Genomic DNA, 16,650 nt, shown 5'->3' on the forward strand with positions numbered 1-16,650 from the left:
AAAAAAATTGGAAACATTGTTATTGTAAAAAGTGGAATGATACATTATGATTAGTGAAAAGTTAATATTTAGGAAAGGGTGTATATATTTTGAAAAAATTATTTGCTATTTTACTATCTTTTGGACTAGTTTTGGGTCTCTCGTTTGGCGCGAATGATGTTGCCGGTGCCAAAACAAAGGTGAAGACGTATAAAAACTGTACGGAATTGAATAAAGACTACAAAGGAGGAGTAGCTCGTACATCTTCCGTTAAAAATAAAGGAGGAAAAACGAAATACAAACCTCACGTTTCAAAGGCCCTATATGATGCCAATAAAAAAAGCGATCGTGACAAAGACTTGATCGCTTGTGAAAAATAAAGCTTATACAAAGAGACCTTTTAAAAGAAAGGTCTCTTTGTATTTAGATTGCTACTTTACATAAAAGGTGCAGCAGCCATCACTGGTGAAGAAATCGGCGTTACAGGCGGGATTGTTACTCATAGTATACCCCCTCCCCAGGGATCTTGTGGGCACCAGCGGTCTTTTTCAATGGAGAAGGTAGAGAAACATTTTATCCATACCGTTTCATTTTCGCAACGGTAATATTCATTTTTTTCTTGCGCTTCATTTTAAAGACTTAGACAAACCCTTCTATTATCTTCTTTTTAACAGAATAGCTACTATTAATGACACTTGTAGGAAAATTATAATTAAAAAAGACAACATATAATCACTATCTAAAGATGCATTATAGCTAAGTATAAAAAATAAAATTACTGATATTACTAGAATAAAAATAAAATTAATAATGATTTGCCTCATAGCCCCTCCCATTCTAACAACAGATCAATAAGACAGAGTTAATGCATATGACCTAGTATCTGTAGTTTGAGTTGGTGTAATAGATAAACCGGCCGGATAAACTGACACAGAAGGTGTACCAGAACCTATTTCTCTTAGACTCATTTTCAACGATCCAGAAGTTGATTGTCCAAAACAATGTGTAAAACTTCACTCTTATTTATCACAGCACTTGCACCAACTTTTTATAAAAAGTTTAACTTATATACGGTAAATAATCTAATAAGTAAAGCAATTGGAAGAAGACCAAATGGTTCACAGAGAAGTATATAAAGAAGTCCCCCCAAAGGTAGAATACTCGTTAACACCTATAGGGAAAAGCTTTATTCCGATACTGGCTAGTATGGGAGAGTGGGGAAAAAAATATGAAAAATTAATAAAAAGCTAAAGCCTATAAAGGTCTTTAGCTTTTTCTCGCGGTTAATCTTCCACTAAAAGATATACTTTTTATCTTTCATACCGTCCAGTATGTGTATTTTCTCGATTTATTAGTGCATCACCAAGATTGATTCTGCTCATAAGTCTCTCATGGTCCGAAGGAAAACGTTCTCTAATGTTTGCAACTCCCTCTATTGTTAGGATATCACGATTAGGGCTAGGACGTTCTTCCCTTTGAAATCCTGGGTTCAAACCATCATTAATCATTACAGGTCTGTCAATTGTATCGTTGTCATCATTATTATTATTAGTTGGATTATTAGTTGGATCTCTATCAAGGTTCCCGGCATTATTAAATGGATCATTGTTATTATCTTGTGGCATATATTTCACTCCTTCGCTTATATTATCCGCTTATGGCTTTAATCTATTCGCACGTCCTTATCCGTATGGCAATGATCTTGTTTTTTTCTAACCCGCAACAACGCCAATTCTCTTGATTTGTCATCTAGTACGAAGTGTCTAAAGTTTTTTAATGCGTTAAAAAACTTCTAAACATTATGATTGACTTACATTTTAATTTGTCTTACAATTTCAATGTAAATAGTCAAAACATTCAATTAAATGAAAGGGGAGCTTTTTTAACGAGCTGATTCACTTCAGCATGAAGCATGACAACATACTGCAGCGTACACTTTATGTCAATTCGGAAATGACATAAAGTCTTGGCATAATTTCAATATCTGTATGGCTAGGGTTAACAAAGTATTAATGCTTTAGAAAAAAATGAAAGCGAATACATTACTCGTTGGAATGGAGTGAATAACTTGAAAAATCAATCAAACCTTGCTGAATCCACTGTGATTGTTCCGGAGGCCGTCAGTAAGAAACCCAACTTCATCACGCAGTTTAAAACATCTTATGGTCCGGGGATTCTTGCCGTGTTGACGTGGCTTGGAGCCGGAGATCTGGTGACTTCATCGGTTGCCGGGGCAGATTATGGATATAGCTTAATGTGGATTTTAGCGCTGTCATTAATCCTTCGTTTTCTTATCGTTAATGTTATCGCCAGATTCCAGCTCTGTAACACAGAGGGGTTAACCATACTTGAAGGATATGGACGTATCCACCCATTCTTCGGTTACTTCATGTTTGGTTATGCATTAATAATGGGTCATCTTTTTAATGCATATATGATTAAGGGAGCGGGAGAGGTTTTATCGACCTTATTCCATGTTAACCAGCCATTCTTAGCTTCAATGGTAGTTGTAGGATTAGTTTTTATGCTTATTGGCAGAAATATTTATAATAGAATTGAAAGTGTAATGAAAGTTCTTTTGGCATTATTGACCATTGCCTTCTTGTTCCTGGCCATTCAAGCAACACCGGATGTGGGACAAATCATTAAGGGAACTGTTGGTTTTAGCATTCCAAGTGATACTGGCGTTCATGGAGCTTTATTGGTAGCGATTTCAATTATCGGTGCAGTGGCAGGATCGATTTCGAACTTTGTACATCCATATTTCATGAAGGAAAAGGGCTGGACGAAGCCGAGTCATGTCAAGGTTCAAAGAAATGACTTACTGTTTGCCATCGGAGTTTGCATCGTGATTAATTTAGCCATTTGGGTTGTTGGGGCAGAAATTTTAAAACCGAAGGGAATTCATGTGGAAACGATTGATGACTTGGCAATGGCATTACAAATGTCGTTAGGACAATTTGGCTGGTACATTTTCTATCTTGGTGTATTTGGCGTATTGTTCGCGAGTGTAGTAGGCAAGTCAACTGGTTTTCCTAGATTGATAGTAGATGCCTTTTACGTAATAAATAAGGATCGTCGCGAAAAGTACAATGGTAAATATGAAAAAGATCCAATGTATAAATGGGTTATGATTTTTGTATTGGTTACGCCAATCATTTGGTCCATCCCCGGCATGCCTGGTTTCATCGCATTGACAATTGGCGTAAATGCAATAAACATCATCGGTTTTCCTATTATCGCTATTGGGATGCTGGTGCTATCAAATAAAAAAAGCTTGATGGGAAAATATAAAAACAATTGGTTCGAAAATATCATTCTATCTTTAGCTTCCATTTTAGCGGTTTGGTCCGCCATTCAATTAGCTACAACCTTTTTTTAAATAATGGTAGATTATAGGTAGAGGTATTTCAAAATACATGTGTCTGCGTTTGATCCCGATGGGGTCCTACTTTATTGGAAGTGAGGGTACTAATGATGAAACCGAAAGTAATCATTTATAAGAAAGTGGATCAAGAAGTGTTGGATTATATTCAAAAGACTTGTGATGTCGTTTATTTTGAAGGTCTTGACTCACAAAATCACTCTGAATTCCTTCAAGAGCTGAAGAACGCACAAGGTATATTAGGGTCAGGATTAAAGGTGGATAAAGCTTTACTGGATCAAGCACCGCAATTAAAAATCGTCTGTAATTCGTCAGTTGGTTATGACAATTTGGATATAACGGAGCTGTCCAATCGAGGAATCATGGCCACGAACACGCCCGAGGTATTGAATGAAACAGTCGCAGATACAATTATGGGCTTGATGCTGTCCACAGCGAGAAGAATGCCAGAGATGGATCAAATGGTAAAGTCAGGGCAATGGACATCGAATATCGGAGAAAAATCGTTTGGGTTGGACGTCCATCATAAAGTATTAGGGATTATCGGGATGGGCGGAATAGGCTCTGCCGTTTCAAAAAGGGCCCGTTTTGGATTCGATATGAACATCCTATATCACAACAGATCTAGAAACGAAGAAGCAGAACAAAAGTATGGAGCTACATACTGTTCTCTGGAAGATCTGTTAAAGCAATCTGATTTTGTCTGCTTGATGACACCGCTGACTCCCCAAACTGAAAAGATGATGAGGGAAAAAGAATTCAAGCTCATGAAAGAGACTGCCATCTTCATCAATTGTTCAAGAGGGAAAACCGTTGATGAAGAAGCCTTGATCACTGCGCTAAAAACCGGTGAAATTCACGCGGCAGGACTGGATGTTTTTGTACAAGAGCCCGTCAAGGAGGACAATCCATTGCTTTCCATGAAGAATGTCGTCACTTTGCCTCATATCGGTTCCGCAACATATGAAACCCGCCTGAAAATGGCGATGCTGGCAGCAACCAACCTTGTAGCCGGATTACAGGGAGAAACTCCGCCTACCTTGATTAAAGCTGGTGTAAAGGTGAAGTGATCTTTTAGACAGCATTTATAAATTAAGCTGGATAGCCTTATTTGGGGCTATCCATTTTTTTAGTTCCGGATTATTCATCGTTACAACGAATCAACCGTTGGTGTGAGTGTTGCAGCTATTATGAAAAACATGACTAACATGTAGATAGTCATAAAAAAATAACCAGTCAAGCTACTTGCTCAACTGGTTAATGACTTTAAAACGCCGATTCATTATGGAAACTGTTATGAAATATACATTGATATAATTCAGTAGTTATGATAAATTAGTATAGAAACACATTTATCAATATAATATAACAGTTTATCCCTTACTATAAGTATAAGGTAAAGCTCACCTCTAGTCAACCCCTATTTTTATTTTTTGAAGGAGTGTCTTATATGAACGATGAAATTCGGCAGGAGCAAGAACGTTTGGACGGGGTGATAAAAACAATTACGAAACAAATCAGCAAAATTGAAGGAGAAACTTCAAAGCGTAAAAAAGAAGTTGTTAATATCCGTAAGCATTTCTGGGATGACCTCAAGGTTAATATCGATACTTTCGATGATTACCTCGAGACCATCATTGGCTTAAGGCAGCAGGCTCAAGACTTGTCACAAAGCGAAGGCGCACATAGATATTCCTACAAGAGGCTATCTACACTGCGCCGCATGCAGGAAGTTCCTTATTTCGGCCGGATCGATATCACTGAAGAAGGGTCCGAACTTACGGAACAAATTTATATTGGGACCTCCACTCTTACTGATACAACAGGAGAAAACTTCATTATCTACGATTGGAGGGCTCCGATTTCGAGTGTTTATTATGACTATCCTCCCGGCCCCGTACAATACTCTACTCCCGGAGGCGTGATATCTGGGATGTTGGAGAAAAAGTGGCAATATATCATCAAGGGAGGCGTTATCGTATCAATGTTCGATACGAGTCTCACCATTGGAGATGAGATCCTGCAGCAGGTGCTTGGCAAGGGAACAGATAAGCATATGCACAGTATAGTTGCCACCATTCAACGGGAGCAAAATAGGATCATCCGGAACGATCGCGGACGTCTGCTCATTGTTCAAGGTGCCGCTGGCAGCGGCAAGACATCAGCTGCCCTCCAACGGATCGCTTACTTGCTCTACAAGAATCGGGAATGGCTAAAAGCCGACCAAATCATTCTATTCTCCCCTAACTCAATGTTTAATAACTACGTATCAAATGTGTTGCCCGAACTTGGCGAAGAGAATATGCAGCAGGTAACATTCCAGGAATACTTGGATCATCGTCTGACTGACTCGTTTCAAGTTGAGGATCCTTATGAGCAATTAGAATTTTTGTTGACTGCAGCGGATGATCCTTCCTATAGCACTAGGACAGCGAGTATCCAATTTAAGGCATCGATTCGCTTCTTTGAGATAATCAAAACATACAGACAATCACTAGAACTTTCTGGAATGATCTTTAGAGGGTTAAAGTTTCGGGGGGAAACGCTCGTCTCCGCCAAACAAATCTTAGAAAGATTTTATAACACAGACACCACACTAAGGTTTCACAATAGGGTTGAAAAGTTGAAAGACTGGTTATGTGAGTTACTTGATGAAACGGAAAAGTCTGAGTTGAAAAAACCTTGGGTTCAGGAGGAAATCGAGTACCTAAGCAAAGAAGACTATCAAAAGGTATACACCTACCTAGAGAAAAAACGCGGCATTAATGAAGATTCCTTTGACGATTATGAGAAAGAGCATAAAATGCTCACGCGTATGATTGTTCGCAAGAAATTGAAGACGTTACGCAAACGGGTAGAAGCCCTTCATTTTATCAATATTAAGGGAATATACAAGCAACTCTTTGACGAACAAATACGGAGTGAACTGTGGAATGAGGGTGAAACAGCTGTCGAAAGGGAAATATGTATATCAACGCAAAAAATGCTGGACGAAGGTAAACTGCATTACGAAGACGCGACTCCATTTTTGCTGCTGAAGGAGCTAATTGTAGGATTTCAGACGAATTCCTCAATAAAATACGTGCTTGTAGACGAAGCACAAGATTATTCTCCATTTCAATTCGAGTTTTTGAAACGGTTGTTTCCTTCTGCAAGGATGACTGTGCTCGGTGACTTTAACCAGGCGATATTTGCACATGCTAGCGAACGGGTGGATTTCCAGACTCTTACCAGTTTATACGGAGTAAGTGAAACCGAGAGTATAACCTTGGATCAAAGCTACAGATCCACTAAGCAGATTATAGAATTTACACGTGAACTAGTTCCAGAAGGCCATCGAATTAAGGCATTCGAACGTGAAGGTGAGAAGCCTGTACTGACTCAAGTGTCAAACCGTGATGAATTGCACCACAATATCGTGTCTAAAGTCAAAGACTTACAAAGCCGTGAATATAATACCATCGCAATAATATGTAAATCCGCTGCCGAAAGTGCCGCTGCATACGATGCCCTTAGTATCATTGGTGAAATTAAACTCGTACAGAAAGGCACAAATGAATATGAACAGGGTGTTGTTGTCATTCCGGCTTATTTGGCCAAGGGCATCGAGTTTGATGCTGTCATCATTTATGATGCATCTGTGCAAACATATGGTGATGAGAGCCTGCGAAGATTATTCTACACCGCATGCACCAGGGCTATGCATGACTTACAAATATATACGGTTGGCGAACCCAGTCCTTTCTTGCAAAACGATGCAACGAAGCATTTACTTCTGACATATTAGCGCTTCCTTTTTTTTTCTTTAATTTTATTATTCTTTTATCAAATACTATAAAAGAATCTTTAGAAAAGGAGGAGATGAATTGAATAACGAGAAAGAACAGGTGGAAACGGGAGGAAGCCAGGCGACTGGTGAATCAACAACTCAAACAGTTAATGATGGACATTATCATTATCCAGGGCCTGTGGAAGATGGCTATAGTGGAAATACAGGAAGAGCGGTACAGCCTGCCGGGAAAAAAGATCCTGATGTTCCTCAAAACAAAGACACATTTAATTACACTCGCGCTTTAAAGTAGATTCTCCAACTTAGTAGGGTGTTTAAGGTAATTACATTATAGGATTATTGGTTTATGGTTATACAATATGGAAAACGGCTTTTTTGAAACCTGTGTAGACTTTGGTTCTATGCAGGTTTTTTTCGTGATCTTGATAAGTTCCTGGTATGAAGGACGGGCTCTTCAGGCTGTAGACAAACTCGATAATCGATTTTAGTTTTTTTGAGGGGTTTGTAAAGTTAGAACGTTCTTTCCAAACCAGGCACTCGCTTTCCGCGGGCGGTCCGGGAGCCTTCTTTGCGCTCTTTGCGCCTGTGGGGTCTCCCTTGGACGCGCTTTTCCCGGAGGAGTCTCGCACCTTATGTTTTAATCACTATTGTTTAAAATTTAGAAGCCCTCTATATAAAGGAGGTTTTTATATCAATTTCCCAGACTCCTGTTATTCATCAACCATATTTGCCAATCGGAAATTACGATCTATCAAACAGCTCAGCCCCAGAAATACCTGGGTTTGTCAACTAGTAAGGATTTAAAATAAGATCAAGCTCTTCCTCTGTTAACACATCATACTGCAGGTATAGTTCACGTACTGATTTTCCTTTTAAAATGTAGTTTATGCTACGTCTGATTGTTTAATTGAATCAACGTAATGGTTTGCTTTTTCCTGGTCAAATTCACCTTCCGCCTTCGATATGACAATCGCCGCCAATGAGTTCCCCACGACATTAACCGCTGATCTTCCCATATCCAAAATTCGATCGATACCGGCAATGAACGCAACACCTTCCACCGGCAGTCCCATAGAACCGAGTGTCGTTAAAATAACAACAAATGACGCACCCGGAACGCCAGCTATTCCTTTTGACGTTAACATCAATACTAGTAACAACGTAATCTGTTGTGTAATGGATAGATCAATCCCATACATTTGTGCCACGAAAAGCGAAGCAAGTGCTTGATAAATCGATGAGCCGTCCAAATTAAATGTATAGCCTGTTGGAATAACAAATGATGTAATGGATTTCGGGCAGCCAAACCTCTCCATTTTGTCCATAAGCCTTGGCAATACCGACTCTGAGCTTGCTGTAGTAAATGCCAATATCAGTTCATCCTTTAACACTTTCAGGATAACAAAAATGCTAGTCCCGGAAATTTTCGCAATAATTCCAAGAACGACGAACACGAAGAATATCATCGTCACATAAACAGCAACTACCAGGTTCCCTAAAGGAATTAATGTTGCAATACCAAATTTAGCAACGGTTACACCAATCAGCGCAAATACACCAAAGGGGGCAAATTTCATGACTAGATTCGTCACCCAAAACATGACTTCCAACACACCTTCAAAGAATCCAAGAATGGGCTTTCCTTTTTCTCCTACCGCAGCCACGCCTAAGCCGAATAACACAGAAAAGAAGATGATCGGTAATAAATCCGCTTGAGCCATTGATTCAAATACATTTTGAGGAACAATATGAGAAATTGTTTCCCCAAAGCCACCGCTTCCAGCCGTATTTGTTGTTTCTTCATATTTTGAAATATCACTTTTTTCAAGCTTGCTTGTATCTAAACCAGACCCCGGGTGGAACAAGTTTGCCGCCAGTATTCCAATAACGATGGCAATTGTAGTGACAATCTCAAAATAAAGAAGGGTCTTCCCACCTAATTTCCCTAGTTTTTTAATATCGCCCACTCCCGCTATTGAGACTACTAATGCAGCCATGACGATCGGGATGACAATCATTTTAATTAAATGAATAAAAATATCGCCAATCGGCTGCATGATGGACATGGCTGTTTCATTGCCATGGAATAAAGCACCGACACCGATACCCAGTACAAGTGCAACAAAAATTTGTGTAGCTAAGCCAAACCTTTTCATTTAAATTCCCCCAATTTAATTGTTTGTTAACGCTTTCAATATTTAGATTATTCTAAGTTTATAATCAACCTACTGAAAACTACTGGAACCTACTGATACTTACAAGTGATAGAAAAAATAAAAATTTCAGTCAAAACCCATCTCTCTTTTTTACCAGTTCATGTGTTATCTTTTTATAAAGTGACTGGGGAGGTACCATATTGAAAGAGAGAATAAGGATATTACTATTGATTATGATTGCAGTGCCTCTTGCGGGTGAATTCAAGTTTTATCCATTCGACGATACATTCAGAGTCAGTTTGGGAACCCCCGTTTTTTTCTTGTTTTTGCTGTGGGGGAGGGGAATCAACCCGAATATTGCAGGCATTTTAACGGGGATGAGTGTGTTTGTTTTTCGTTTTTCACTGGCAGTTGGAATACGGGACATATCTGTTGGGGAAGCGATGTATCTTCATTTGCCCGCCTTTTTCTATTACTTCATCTACGCGTTTGCCTTTCATAGGACGAAAATGAACGACCGGCACGACCAGCCGTTTGTGATCGGGATTTTAGGGGTATTGATCGAGCTTTCTGCAGGTGTATCGGAATTGGTGATCCGTTCCTTCTTGGCCAATCAGGACACACCATCGCTAGATATTGACCAACTCGTGTTAATCGCCTTCATTCGAAGCTTTTTCGTTCTCGGTTTTTTTAATATATTAAAGCTGAGAGAAGCAAAATTCGCAGAAAAAGAGCAGCGCATGCAAAAAGAACAAATGCTGCTTTTCATTTCAAGTTTGTATGAAGAAACGGTTCAACTGAAGAAAACGATGCAGGCTGCGGAAGAAATCACCCGCACATGTTATGATTTTTATCGTCGGTTAAAATCAGACGAGACGAACGGCCGGGATGCGCAAACGGCGCTGCAGATTGCCGGTCTTGTACATGAAATCAAAAAAGATAACCAGCGGATTTATGCGGGGTTATCCGAACTCATGTCTACCGAAAACCTGCAGGAATATATGAATATCGAACAGCTTTGTAACATAATGGTCGTGTCCAATCGACGATATGCAGAGTCCCTTCACAAAGATATTTCATTTTCCTTGCATATAGATGGGGATCATCCTTCCTACCATGTATTTATGGTATTATCATTAATAAATAATTTGTTGGCCAATGCAGTGGAAGCCATTAAAGAAGAGGGAAACGTATCGCTGCATGTGAAAAGGAAAGATCAATCCGTGGAGTTTTGCATCAGTGACAATGGACCCGGCATTGCACCGAGGCAGAAGGAAGTCATTTTTACGGCAGGATATACAAAGAAATTCGATGAGGCGGGAAACCCTTCGACGGGTATCGGTTTATCATATGTGAAACAAACTGTTGAAAAATTTGGAGGACATATCAGGCTTATGGATAACTATAAAGAAACCGTATTCAGCGTGGAACTTCCGATTGATGCGATTATGGAGAAAGGGTTAACGAGATGAATTATTTCATTATAGATGACGATCCTGCCATTCGAGGAATGCTGACAGAGATGATTGAAGACGAAGACTTAGGAAAAGTGGTGGGTGAAGCAGAAGACGGATCGTTAGTGAATAATGGCTTGTTGTTTTTAAAAAAAGCAGACGTTGTCCTAATTGATTTGCTCATGCCAATCAGGGACGGAATTGAAACGATCAGGGCTCTTGCTGATGGATTTCAAGGAAAGTTTGTGATGATTTCGCAAGTGGAGGCGAAGGACCTGATTGGAGAGGCGTATAAATTAGGGGCGGAATACTACATTACAAAACCGCTGAACCAAGTTGAAATTTCATGTATATTAAAAAAAGTAAACAAGCGGGTACTGGTGGATCAATCAATCCAGGGCATTCAACAATCGTTGAACTTATTTACAGCCCCGAAGTCAACGTTCGTGTCCCCACCACATACAAAAAATATAATGGAAGCCGGACGTTCCTTAATTTCCGATTTAGGTATGATTGGCGAAGTGGGAAGCGAAGATTTACTAAACATTTTACGATTCCTCCAAAATGAAAAGCAAAGACTCGGTTCTGCCTACACGTTCCCATATTTAAAGGAAATTTTTGCAGGAATCGCTGTTGATAAGCTGGGAGATCAAGCTGGAGAGGCCGAAATCCAGAAAGAAATGAAAGCCTCTGAGCAGCGTGTCCGCCGCGCTCTTCACCAGGCCCTCATCCATATCGCATCATTAGGATTGACGGATTATCTGAATCCAAAATTCGAAGCCTATTCTTCCACATTTTTTGATTTCTCGGAAGTCCGCAAGAAAATGCTGGAGCTAGAAGACAAAAGCAAAAAAGTAAGCAACCAGAGCCGCAATAACCTGAAAAAGTTTATCCAGGTGTTGTTTATGGAAGCGAGACAGATGGTAAAATAATAAACCCTAAATTAAACAACGAAAACGTGACCGAAACCCATAAACACAAGCTAAATAGATTGAAAATTTACAAAACAATTAATTGCTGGATAAAGACAAATTCGTTCAAATGTTTTTGTCTTTATCGCTTTTTTCTTCATATTCGATATAGTGTTTTGTATCTTGTTCATGGTAGTTTCTTTTAACATCATCTTTTTTCCCCATAATCATGTCATCGTAAGGTGTATACATGCTAGAAGGCGTTTTCTTTTTGAAAATCATCCTGTAGCCAATCAAACCGATAATGCCAACTACAATAATAGTAAATAGATACGAAACCATACAAGCACCTCCATAAAATTGAACTTATCTATGCAGTATTTAAGATAAGTATGTAATTACCATATTATAACATATGATAAAGGGCCAATTTTACTCTATACCTTTTATTGCATGAACAGATAAGGAGCAGTGGAATTACGGATTACAAAGAAGGACTCGTTTTTAATTTATAACAGTTCGGACATAATATACTTGGAGGTGAAGGAAATGAGTAAAAAGACAGGAAGAGGTCGCATCGCACCAAGTGTTAACCCGCAGGGACATGGAAAAGATGTGGAATTCTCCACTGAGCCAAAAAGCGAGCTTGAAAACAAGGCAAAAAAGTCCAATACAAAATAAGCGCATTGGGAAAAAATATGGTCATACTTCGTAATGAATGCCCTTCTTTTAATCGAGAGGGGCTTTTATATTCTATAAAAAGGCTCAATCTGCAGAGAATTTTAAAAATATCCAAAACTAAGCCCACGATTTTGTCGATGAATCATACGTTTTTGGAGCAGAGAAATGTGAAAGAATAGCAGAATGGAGCTACCGTTAAAAAAATACCAAATACATTTGTCGCTATGCTAATATGAAAGACTGAGCTTAATAAAATGGAGAGGAGTTACATATGAAAATAAATCAATTAATAGCGAACAATATAAACCATTTAGATGCAGCACTGTTAGATGATCAATCATTAGGAATTGCTGGATTATCCGGTTCTGGGAAGACGACTTTTTGCCAAACCATTGGGGAAGAATCCAAGAAGCGTCTCGTTTCCTTATTGCCCAAGTCTGAATATCAGTATTTATTTCCTAATATTATGGAAACCAACTTCAGCGCCATCAAGATGGAAGAAATGCCGTTGGTCCTTTTTCTCGGCAAATCATCGATTTCCGCCAATCCCCGTTCAACCATTGGCACACATACTGGTGTGTTTAAAGAGATTCGTGTTTGTCTTGCTGAAAAATTCAATCTTTCTCCAGAAGTTTTTTCCTTTAATAATGCCTTAGGCTGGTGCCCCACTTGTAAAGGACGCGGTACGACGAAAAATGTCGAATGTCCAAAGTGTGAGGGGAAGCGCTACAATCAAGAAGTCGAGCAATATACGATTGATTTATTAGATCGCCCGCATACTATTTCCGATATAAACAACTTAAGCATCGAAACGATCCTTTCACTTGCAGAGACATTACATATTAGTGAAGCTAAACAGCATATTCTCCAAAATATAATCAATATGAATATTGGATATTTAGGCTTAAATCGTATTATGGGGACAGTATCAGGGGGAGAATTAACACGGCTTTATTTGGCCGAATTCATGGCAACAAGTGAAAATACCGTGATCATCATCGATGAAATATCCGTCGGTCTTGATCATCAAACCCTTTTGAAAATTTTGGAACAGATTAAGCAATTAGGTTATAAAAATCAAATTTGGCTCATTGATCACTCAGACACGGTGTTAGATAGCACAGATGAACAATTGTTCTTTGGACCTGGCAGCGGGAAATATGGCGGGAAAATCGTTGAGGAATCACCGCGGCCTAAACCAATCAACTGGGAACGAAATGAAGCAGCGCCAACGGAATACTATCAATTTCAGGATCTTTACTGCCGTAATATTCAAATGAAGGAAATCCGGATTCCCAAGAATAGGCTCGTTACCTTTACGGGTGAGTCAGGCTGCGGTAAATCTACACTTGTCAATGAATGTATCTCCAAGGATTTTCAGAAGCGATATCCAAAGGATAAGCTTGTAATGGTCGGGCAGGACCGAAACAAATCGATTACAAGTCGATCAACCGTTGCGACGTTTCTTGATATTAAAAAGAAACTCACCAAATACAGTGCTGAAATTGATGATATTTTTCAGCGTTCAATCGAAGATATCATCGAGGAATTGCCATCAGAAGACATCGCACATAAACGCTTGAGTTTATTGATCAAACTTGGGCTTGGTTATTTGACGTTGGAAAGAAAAACACAAACACTATCGACGGGTGAATTTCAATGTGTCCACTTAGTTTCCGAGCTTTTTGCGAAGACAAGAAACCCGCACACGCTGTTCATTTTTGACGAGCCATCAAAAGGGTTATCGCAAAATATTTTAAACCAATTCATCGATAGTGTCAGGGTCATCCTGGAGGATGAATCGGTCTCCATCATCATGATTGAACATAATGGCTATATGCTGGATAGCTCGGATTATATCGTGGATTTTGGTAAAAGACAGCTTGAACCTGTCCAACATCTTGATGTTGTCAGTCATGATGATCATTATCGTCACAAAGACAGTGGAAATCGAGTGGAGCCATTGCAAATCACTTCCACACTTCGGTCAAAAAATGGCATCAATTACTTACAAGAAAATCATCTGGACTATTTTAAAAACGCAGAGAACGTCTATAAGGGCGGCATTTTAAAAAGCTTATCACCAATCGCTCGCGTGATTTATGGGGAGTACGAGTCCGACACGATTGCACCTGTGATCGCCATCGATCTTGAACGGCATTTGTATAGTCAATATACGTTTCTTTATGAATTGGGCGGAATGATTAATCATCTAGTGGCTGCACATCCGACCAATAAGGATACAAGAAGCTTCGATTTCTATTCTGCAGAAAATCATTGTCCAAGCTGTTCGGGACGCCGGGTCATTGAAAAATTCGATTTCGATGTCGTCATACAAGACAAAAACGTGCCATTCTGGGATGGTTTATTACATCCTGACGTGATGGAAGTATTAAAATATTATCAGCATCCAAAACTGCAATTCCTGTTTGATGAGATCAAGAATGAACTCGGCCACGACATTAGTAAAAGCTATAATGAGATGACAGATGCCGAAAAGCATACCTTCTTATATGGGTACTGGGAAAAGTCCTTTTATGATAAAGCAGGCAAGGCATCAAGAACATGGGAAGGATTCAATTTCATCATTGGCCGTTATATCTTCGTATCGAAATCAATCATTAAAGAGCAGATGAAAGAAACAAAAGAAATGATCGACTGTCCAGTCTGTCAAGGAACGGTTCTCAAACATCATAAAAAGCTGATGTTTGGTGATACGGACATTCGCGAGATCATCCAACAGCCAATTGATCAAGTCATCAAAATTGCAGGGAAGCTGCCAGAACTGGAAAAACTAAAAGCAATTGTGGGCGGCGATATCGCACTCACTGATGATGTCTCATTCCTTCCACGTGAAACAAAAGCGGCATTGAAAATGCTAGAGCTCGAACTAGCAAGCTTTGTCGGCTATGAAGTGGTTCTTCAAAATACCCAACCATTCTGGGACAGCATTAAAGGCAATATCGAAGCAATCAGCAGCAAAAACCAGGTCACCATCTGTGACTTTGCCAATATTAACGAAACAAGAGAAACCATTATTGATAAATATTTCACCAATGGCAAATACAAAAAATTAACCTATGTCTATGAAGCATTTGGCTACAAAAAAATCGTTACCCAAATCAATAAAATTAAAGCAAGTCATAAATGTCCATTCTGTAATGGGAAGAAAGTCATTTCAGAAGATAACATCCATGACGGTGTGTATAAATTAACGATACCCTGTGTGAGCTGTCATGCCAGTGGCATCGATGATGAAGGGCGCAAAGCAATCGTCGAGGGCATCGACGTGCAAACCTGGCTGACAGGGAAAGTAAGCGATGCCGTGGCTGAAAGTGAACGTACCGAGGCCGTTGCCGATATCCCCATTTTCGCCCGAATTCGTGAATTGAACAAACGAGATATGATGGCGGTTTATCAATGCCTTGAACAGAAAAAATGAATTTGAATTAAGAGCACTCTATTATAAAAAAGTCCGCCGAAATGGCGGACTTCCTTTTGTATACAAAAGGGGTTCTCCTAGAAATGGTCGAGTCCTCTAGCCTTCCAGTAGCCACTTAGGTCATATTATCTTTGTTTTTGGAAGGGGAAAAAACGCCAAGGTTTTTTTAACGTAGGAAAATTGAACGAAGATTCATAGATTAGTTACATAAAAATATTTTTGGTATAAGAACATTTTACTAGAATGGTTTGTTATACTATTAATGGATAATTTCGGAATGATAATAGCGCTTTTAGGGTTGCTTGGACTAGCCAAAGGCCAATTGAGTTTAAGGTGAGAAGTCTAAGAGAACAATCTATATGGATGCAGAGAAATTCTTGAAAGACAATTACGACCGGTTAAATTTAAATAAAAAAATATTTTAATTACCACAGAGGATAGAAGAAGAGGGAAGTGCAAAAATGTTCTGGAAAGTTTATTTTTGGGCAGTGATAGCTATATCAGTAGCTTCAATGTTTGTAGAAACGGTTAATGGTCCAGTGTTAGAAACTACGGATACGGTTATTAGCATTATCTCCACAATTGGATTATACGGTTATGTATATAAGAAGCAGTTATTATCAAAGTCATTCTGGAAATTCATATTTATAATTACTGTAATTGAAATGCCAGTATATATAATGTTGGAGGTACTTAATGATCCAGAACTTGGAGTAGGAGAAATAATTTTTGTTACAGCTTTCACACTTGCCATAATGTATCCTTTCCTTTTAGGTTTATATAGATATGGCTTCCGTAAGCAAAATTTAGTTTAGTGAATATTAACATAAACTAAAAACACCCCAATAAGCT

At 39.0% G+C, this 16,650-nt stretch carries 13 protein-coding genes and 1 pseudogene; 11 read left to right on the top strand and 3 right to left on the bottom strand.

All coding sequences use genetic code 11. From position 1 onward, the window contains the following. The first annotated feature begins 89 nt into the window (after positions 1-89). Positions 90-359 carry an excalibur calcium-binding domain-containing protein gene (locus AC1DVK_RS08625; protein WP_089362980.1) on the top strand — a complete coding sequence of 90 codons (270 nt, stop codon included), beginning with the start codon at positions 90-92 and terminating at the stop codon, positions 357-359. Positions 360-1,068: 709 nt separating this feature from the next. Beyond that, a pseudogene (locus AC1DVK_RS08630) lies at positions 1,069-1,230 on the top strand (winged helix-turn-helix transcriptional regulator); the annotation flags it as partial. Positions 1,231-1,289: 59 nt separating this feature from the next. On the opposite strand, the gene AC1DVK_RS08635 reads toward AC1DVK_RS08630, so the two are convergent. After that, positions 1,290-1,604, bottom strand: a complete 315-nt coding sequence (locus AC1DVK_RS08635; RefSeq protein WP_477626277.1) for a hypothetical protein — start codon at positions 1,602-1,604, stop codon at positions 1,290-1,292. A 434-nt stretch (positions 1,605-2,038) separates the two neighbouring features. Here AC1DVK_RS08635 and AC1DVK_RS08640 point away from each other — a divergent pair, with 434 nt between their 5' ends. The 4 genes from AC1DVK_RS08640 (at position 2,039) to AC1DVK_RS08655 (ending at position 7,446) form a co-directional block, all read left to right on the top strand. After that, positions 2,039-3,361 carry an Nramp family divalent metal transporter gene (locus tag AC1DVK_RS08640; protein WP_477626278.1) on the top strand — a complete coding sequence of 441 codons (1,323 nt, stop codon included), beginning with the start codon at positions 2,039-2,041 and terminating at the stop codon, positions 3,359-3,361. Between the two features lie 95 nt (positions 3,362-3,456). Then, the gene (locus AC1DVK_RS08645; RefSeq protein WP_477626279.1) at positions 3,457-4,434 is read left to right on the top strand and encodes a 2-hydroxyacid dehydrogenase; all 978 of its coding nucleotides are present in this window, start codon (positions 3,457-3,459) and stop codon (positions 4,432-4,434) included. A 380-nt stretch (positions 4,435-4,814) separates the two neighbouring features. Then, positions 4,815-7,151, top strand: a complete 2,337-nt coding sequence (gene helD / locus AC1DVK_RS08650; RefSeq protein WP_477626280.1) for an RNA polymerase recycling motor HelD — start codon at positions 4,815-4,817, stop codon at positions 7,149-7,151. A gap of 79 nt (positions 7,152-7,230) precedes the next feature. Then, positions 7,231-7,446 (top strand): hypothetical protein, encoded by a 216-nt coding sequence (locus AC1DVK_RS08655; RefSeq protein ID WP_089362975.1) that lies wholly within the window; start codon positions 7,231-7,233, stop codon positions 7,444-7,446. Between the two features lie 592 nt (positions 7,447-8,038). Here AC1DVK_RS08655 and AC1DVK_RS08660 read toward each other — a convergent pair. Continuing rightward, positions 8,039-9,310: a cation:dicarboxylate symporter family transporter gene (locus AC1DVK_RS08660; RefSeq protein ID WP_477626281.1), complete on the bottom strand. Its 1,272-nt coding sequence runs from the start codon at positions 9,308-9,310 to the stop codon at positions 8,039-8,041. A gap of 200 nt (positions 9,311-9,510) precedes the next feature. On the opposite strand from AC1DVK_RS08660, the gene AC1DVK_RS08665 reads away from it, so the two are divergent. Together AC1DVK_RS08665 and AC1DVK_RS08670 are read left to right on the top strand one after the other, a co-directional pair. Next, the gene (locus AC1DVK_RS08665; RefSeq protein ID WP_477626282.1) at positions 9,511-10,782 is read left to right on the top strand and encodes a sensor histidine kinase; all 1,272 of its coding nucleotides are present in this window, start codon (positions 9,511-9,513) and stop codon (positions 10,780-10,782) included. Further along, on the top strand, positions 10,779-11,696 hold the full coding sequence (locus AC1DVK_RS08670; protein WP_477626283.1) for a response regulator: 918 nt from the start codon (positions 10,779-10,781) through the stop codon (positions 11,694-11,696). The genes AC1DVK_RS08665 and AC1DVK_RS08670 overlap by 4 nt, the downstream gene beginning before the upstream one ends. Before the next feature lie 105 nt (positions 11,697-11,801). Here the strand turns inward: AC1DVK_RS08670 and AC1DVK_RS08675 are convergent, their stop codons facing one another. Then, positions 11,802-12,017, bottom strand: coding sequence for a DUF3951 domain-containing protein (locus AC1DVK_RS08675; protein WP_477626284.1), 216 nt, complete (start codon positions 12,015-12,017; stop codon positions 11,802-11,804). A 207-nt stretch (positions 12,018-12,224) separates the two neighbouring features. Here AC1DVK_RS08675 and sspL point away from each other — a divergent pair, with 207 nt between their 5' ends. From sspL to AC1DVK_RS08690, 3 genes are all read left to right on the top strand, one after another. Beyond that, a complete protein-coding gene (gene sspL / locus AC1DVK_RS08680; protein WP_061464729.1) occupies positions 12,225-12,356 on the top strand; it encodes a small, acid-soluble spore protein L in 132 nt (43 codons plus the stop codon). A 271-nt stretch (positions 12,357-12,627) separates the two neighbouring features. Next, the gene (locus AC1DVK_RS08685; RefSeq protein ID WP_477626285.1) at positions 12,628-15,798 is read left to right on the top strand and encodes an ATP-binding cassette domain-containing protein; all 3,171 of its coding nucleotides are present in this window, start codon (positions 12,628-12,630) and stop codon (positions 15,796-15,798) included. 461 nt (positions 15,799-16,259) lie between these two features. Next, the gene (locus tag AC1DVK_RS08690) at positions 16,260-16,613 is read left to right on the top strand and encodes a hypothetical protein (RefSeq protein ID WP_477626286.1); all 354 of its coding nucleotides are present in this window, start codon (positions 16,260-16,262) and stop codon (positions 16,611-16,613) included. Positions 16,614-16,650: the final 37 nt, after the last annotated feature.

Source organism: Peribacillus sp. P4_B1 (assembly GCF_056402395.1).

What these genes read in the sequence shown, in the direction of transcription:
- AC1DVK_RS08635 (WP_477626277.1), bottom strand. Translation starts at nt 1,604, where the DNA reads ATGCCACAAGATAATAACAATGATCCATTTAATAATGCCGGGAACCTT.
- AC1DVK_RS08670 (WP_477626283.1), top strand. Translation starts at nt 10,779, where the DNA reads ATGAATTATTTCATTATAGATGACGATCCTGCCATTCGAGGAATGCTG.
- AC1DVK_RS08685 (WP_477626285.1), top strand. Translation starts at nt 12,628, where the DNA reads ATGAAAATAAATCAATTAATAGCGAACAATATAAACCATTTAGATGCA.
- AC1DVK_RS08690 (WP_477626286.1), top strand. Translation starts at nt 16,260, where the DNA reads ATGTTCTGGAAAGTTTATTTTTGGGCAGTGATAGCTATATCAGTAGCT.
- AC1DVK_RS08675 (WP_477626284.1), bottom strand. Translation starts at nt 12,017, where the DNA reads ATGGTTTCGTATCTATTTACTATTATTGTAGTTGGCATTATCGGTTTG.
- AC1DVK_RS08660 (WP_477626281.1), bottom strand. Translation starts at nt 9,310, where the DNA reads ATGAAAAGGTTTGGCTTAGCTACACAAATTTTTGTTGCACTTGTACTG.
- helD (WP_477626280.1), top strand. Translation starts at nt 4,815, where the DNA reads ATGAACGATGAAATTCGGCAGGAGCAAGAACGTTTGGACGGGGTGATA.
- AC1DVK_RS08645 (WP_477626279.1), top strand. Translation starts at nt 3,457, where the DNA reads ATGAAACCGAAAGTAATCATTTATAAGAAAGTGGATCAAGAAGTGTTG.
- sspL (WP_061464729.1), top strand. Translation starts at nt 12,225, where the DNA reads ATGAGTAAAAAGACAGGAAGAGGTCGCATCGCACCAAGTGTTAACCCG.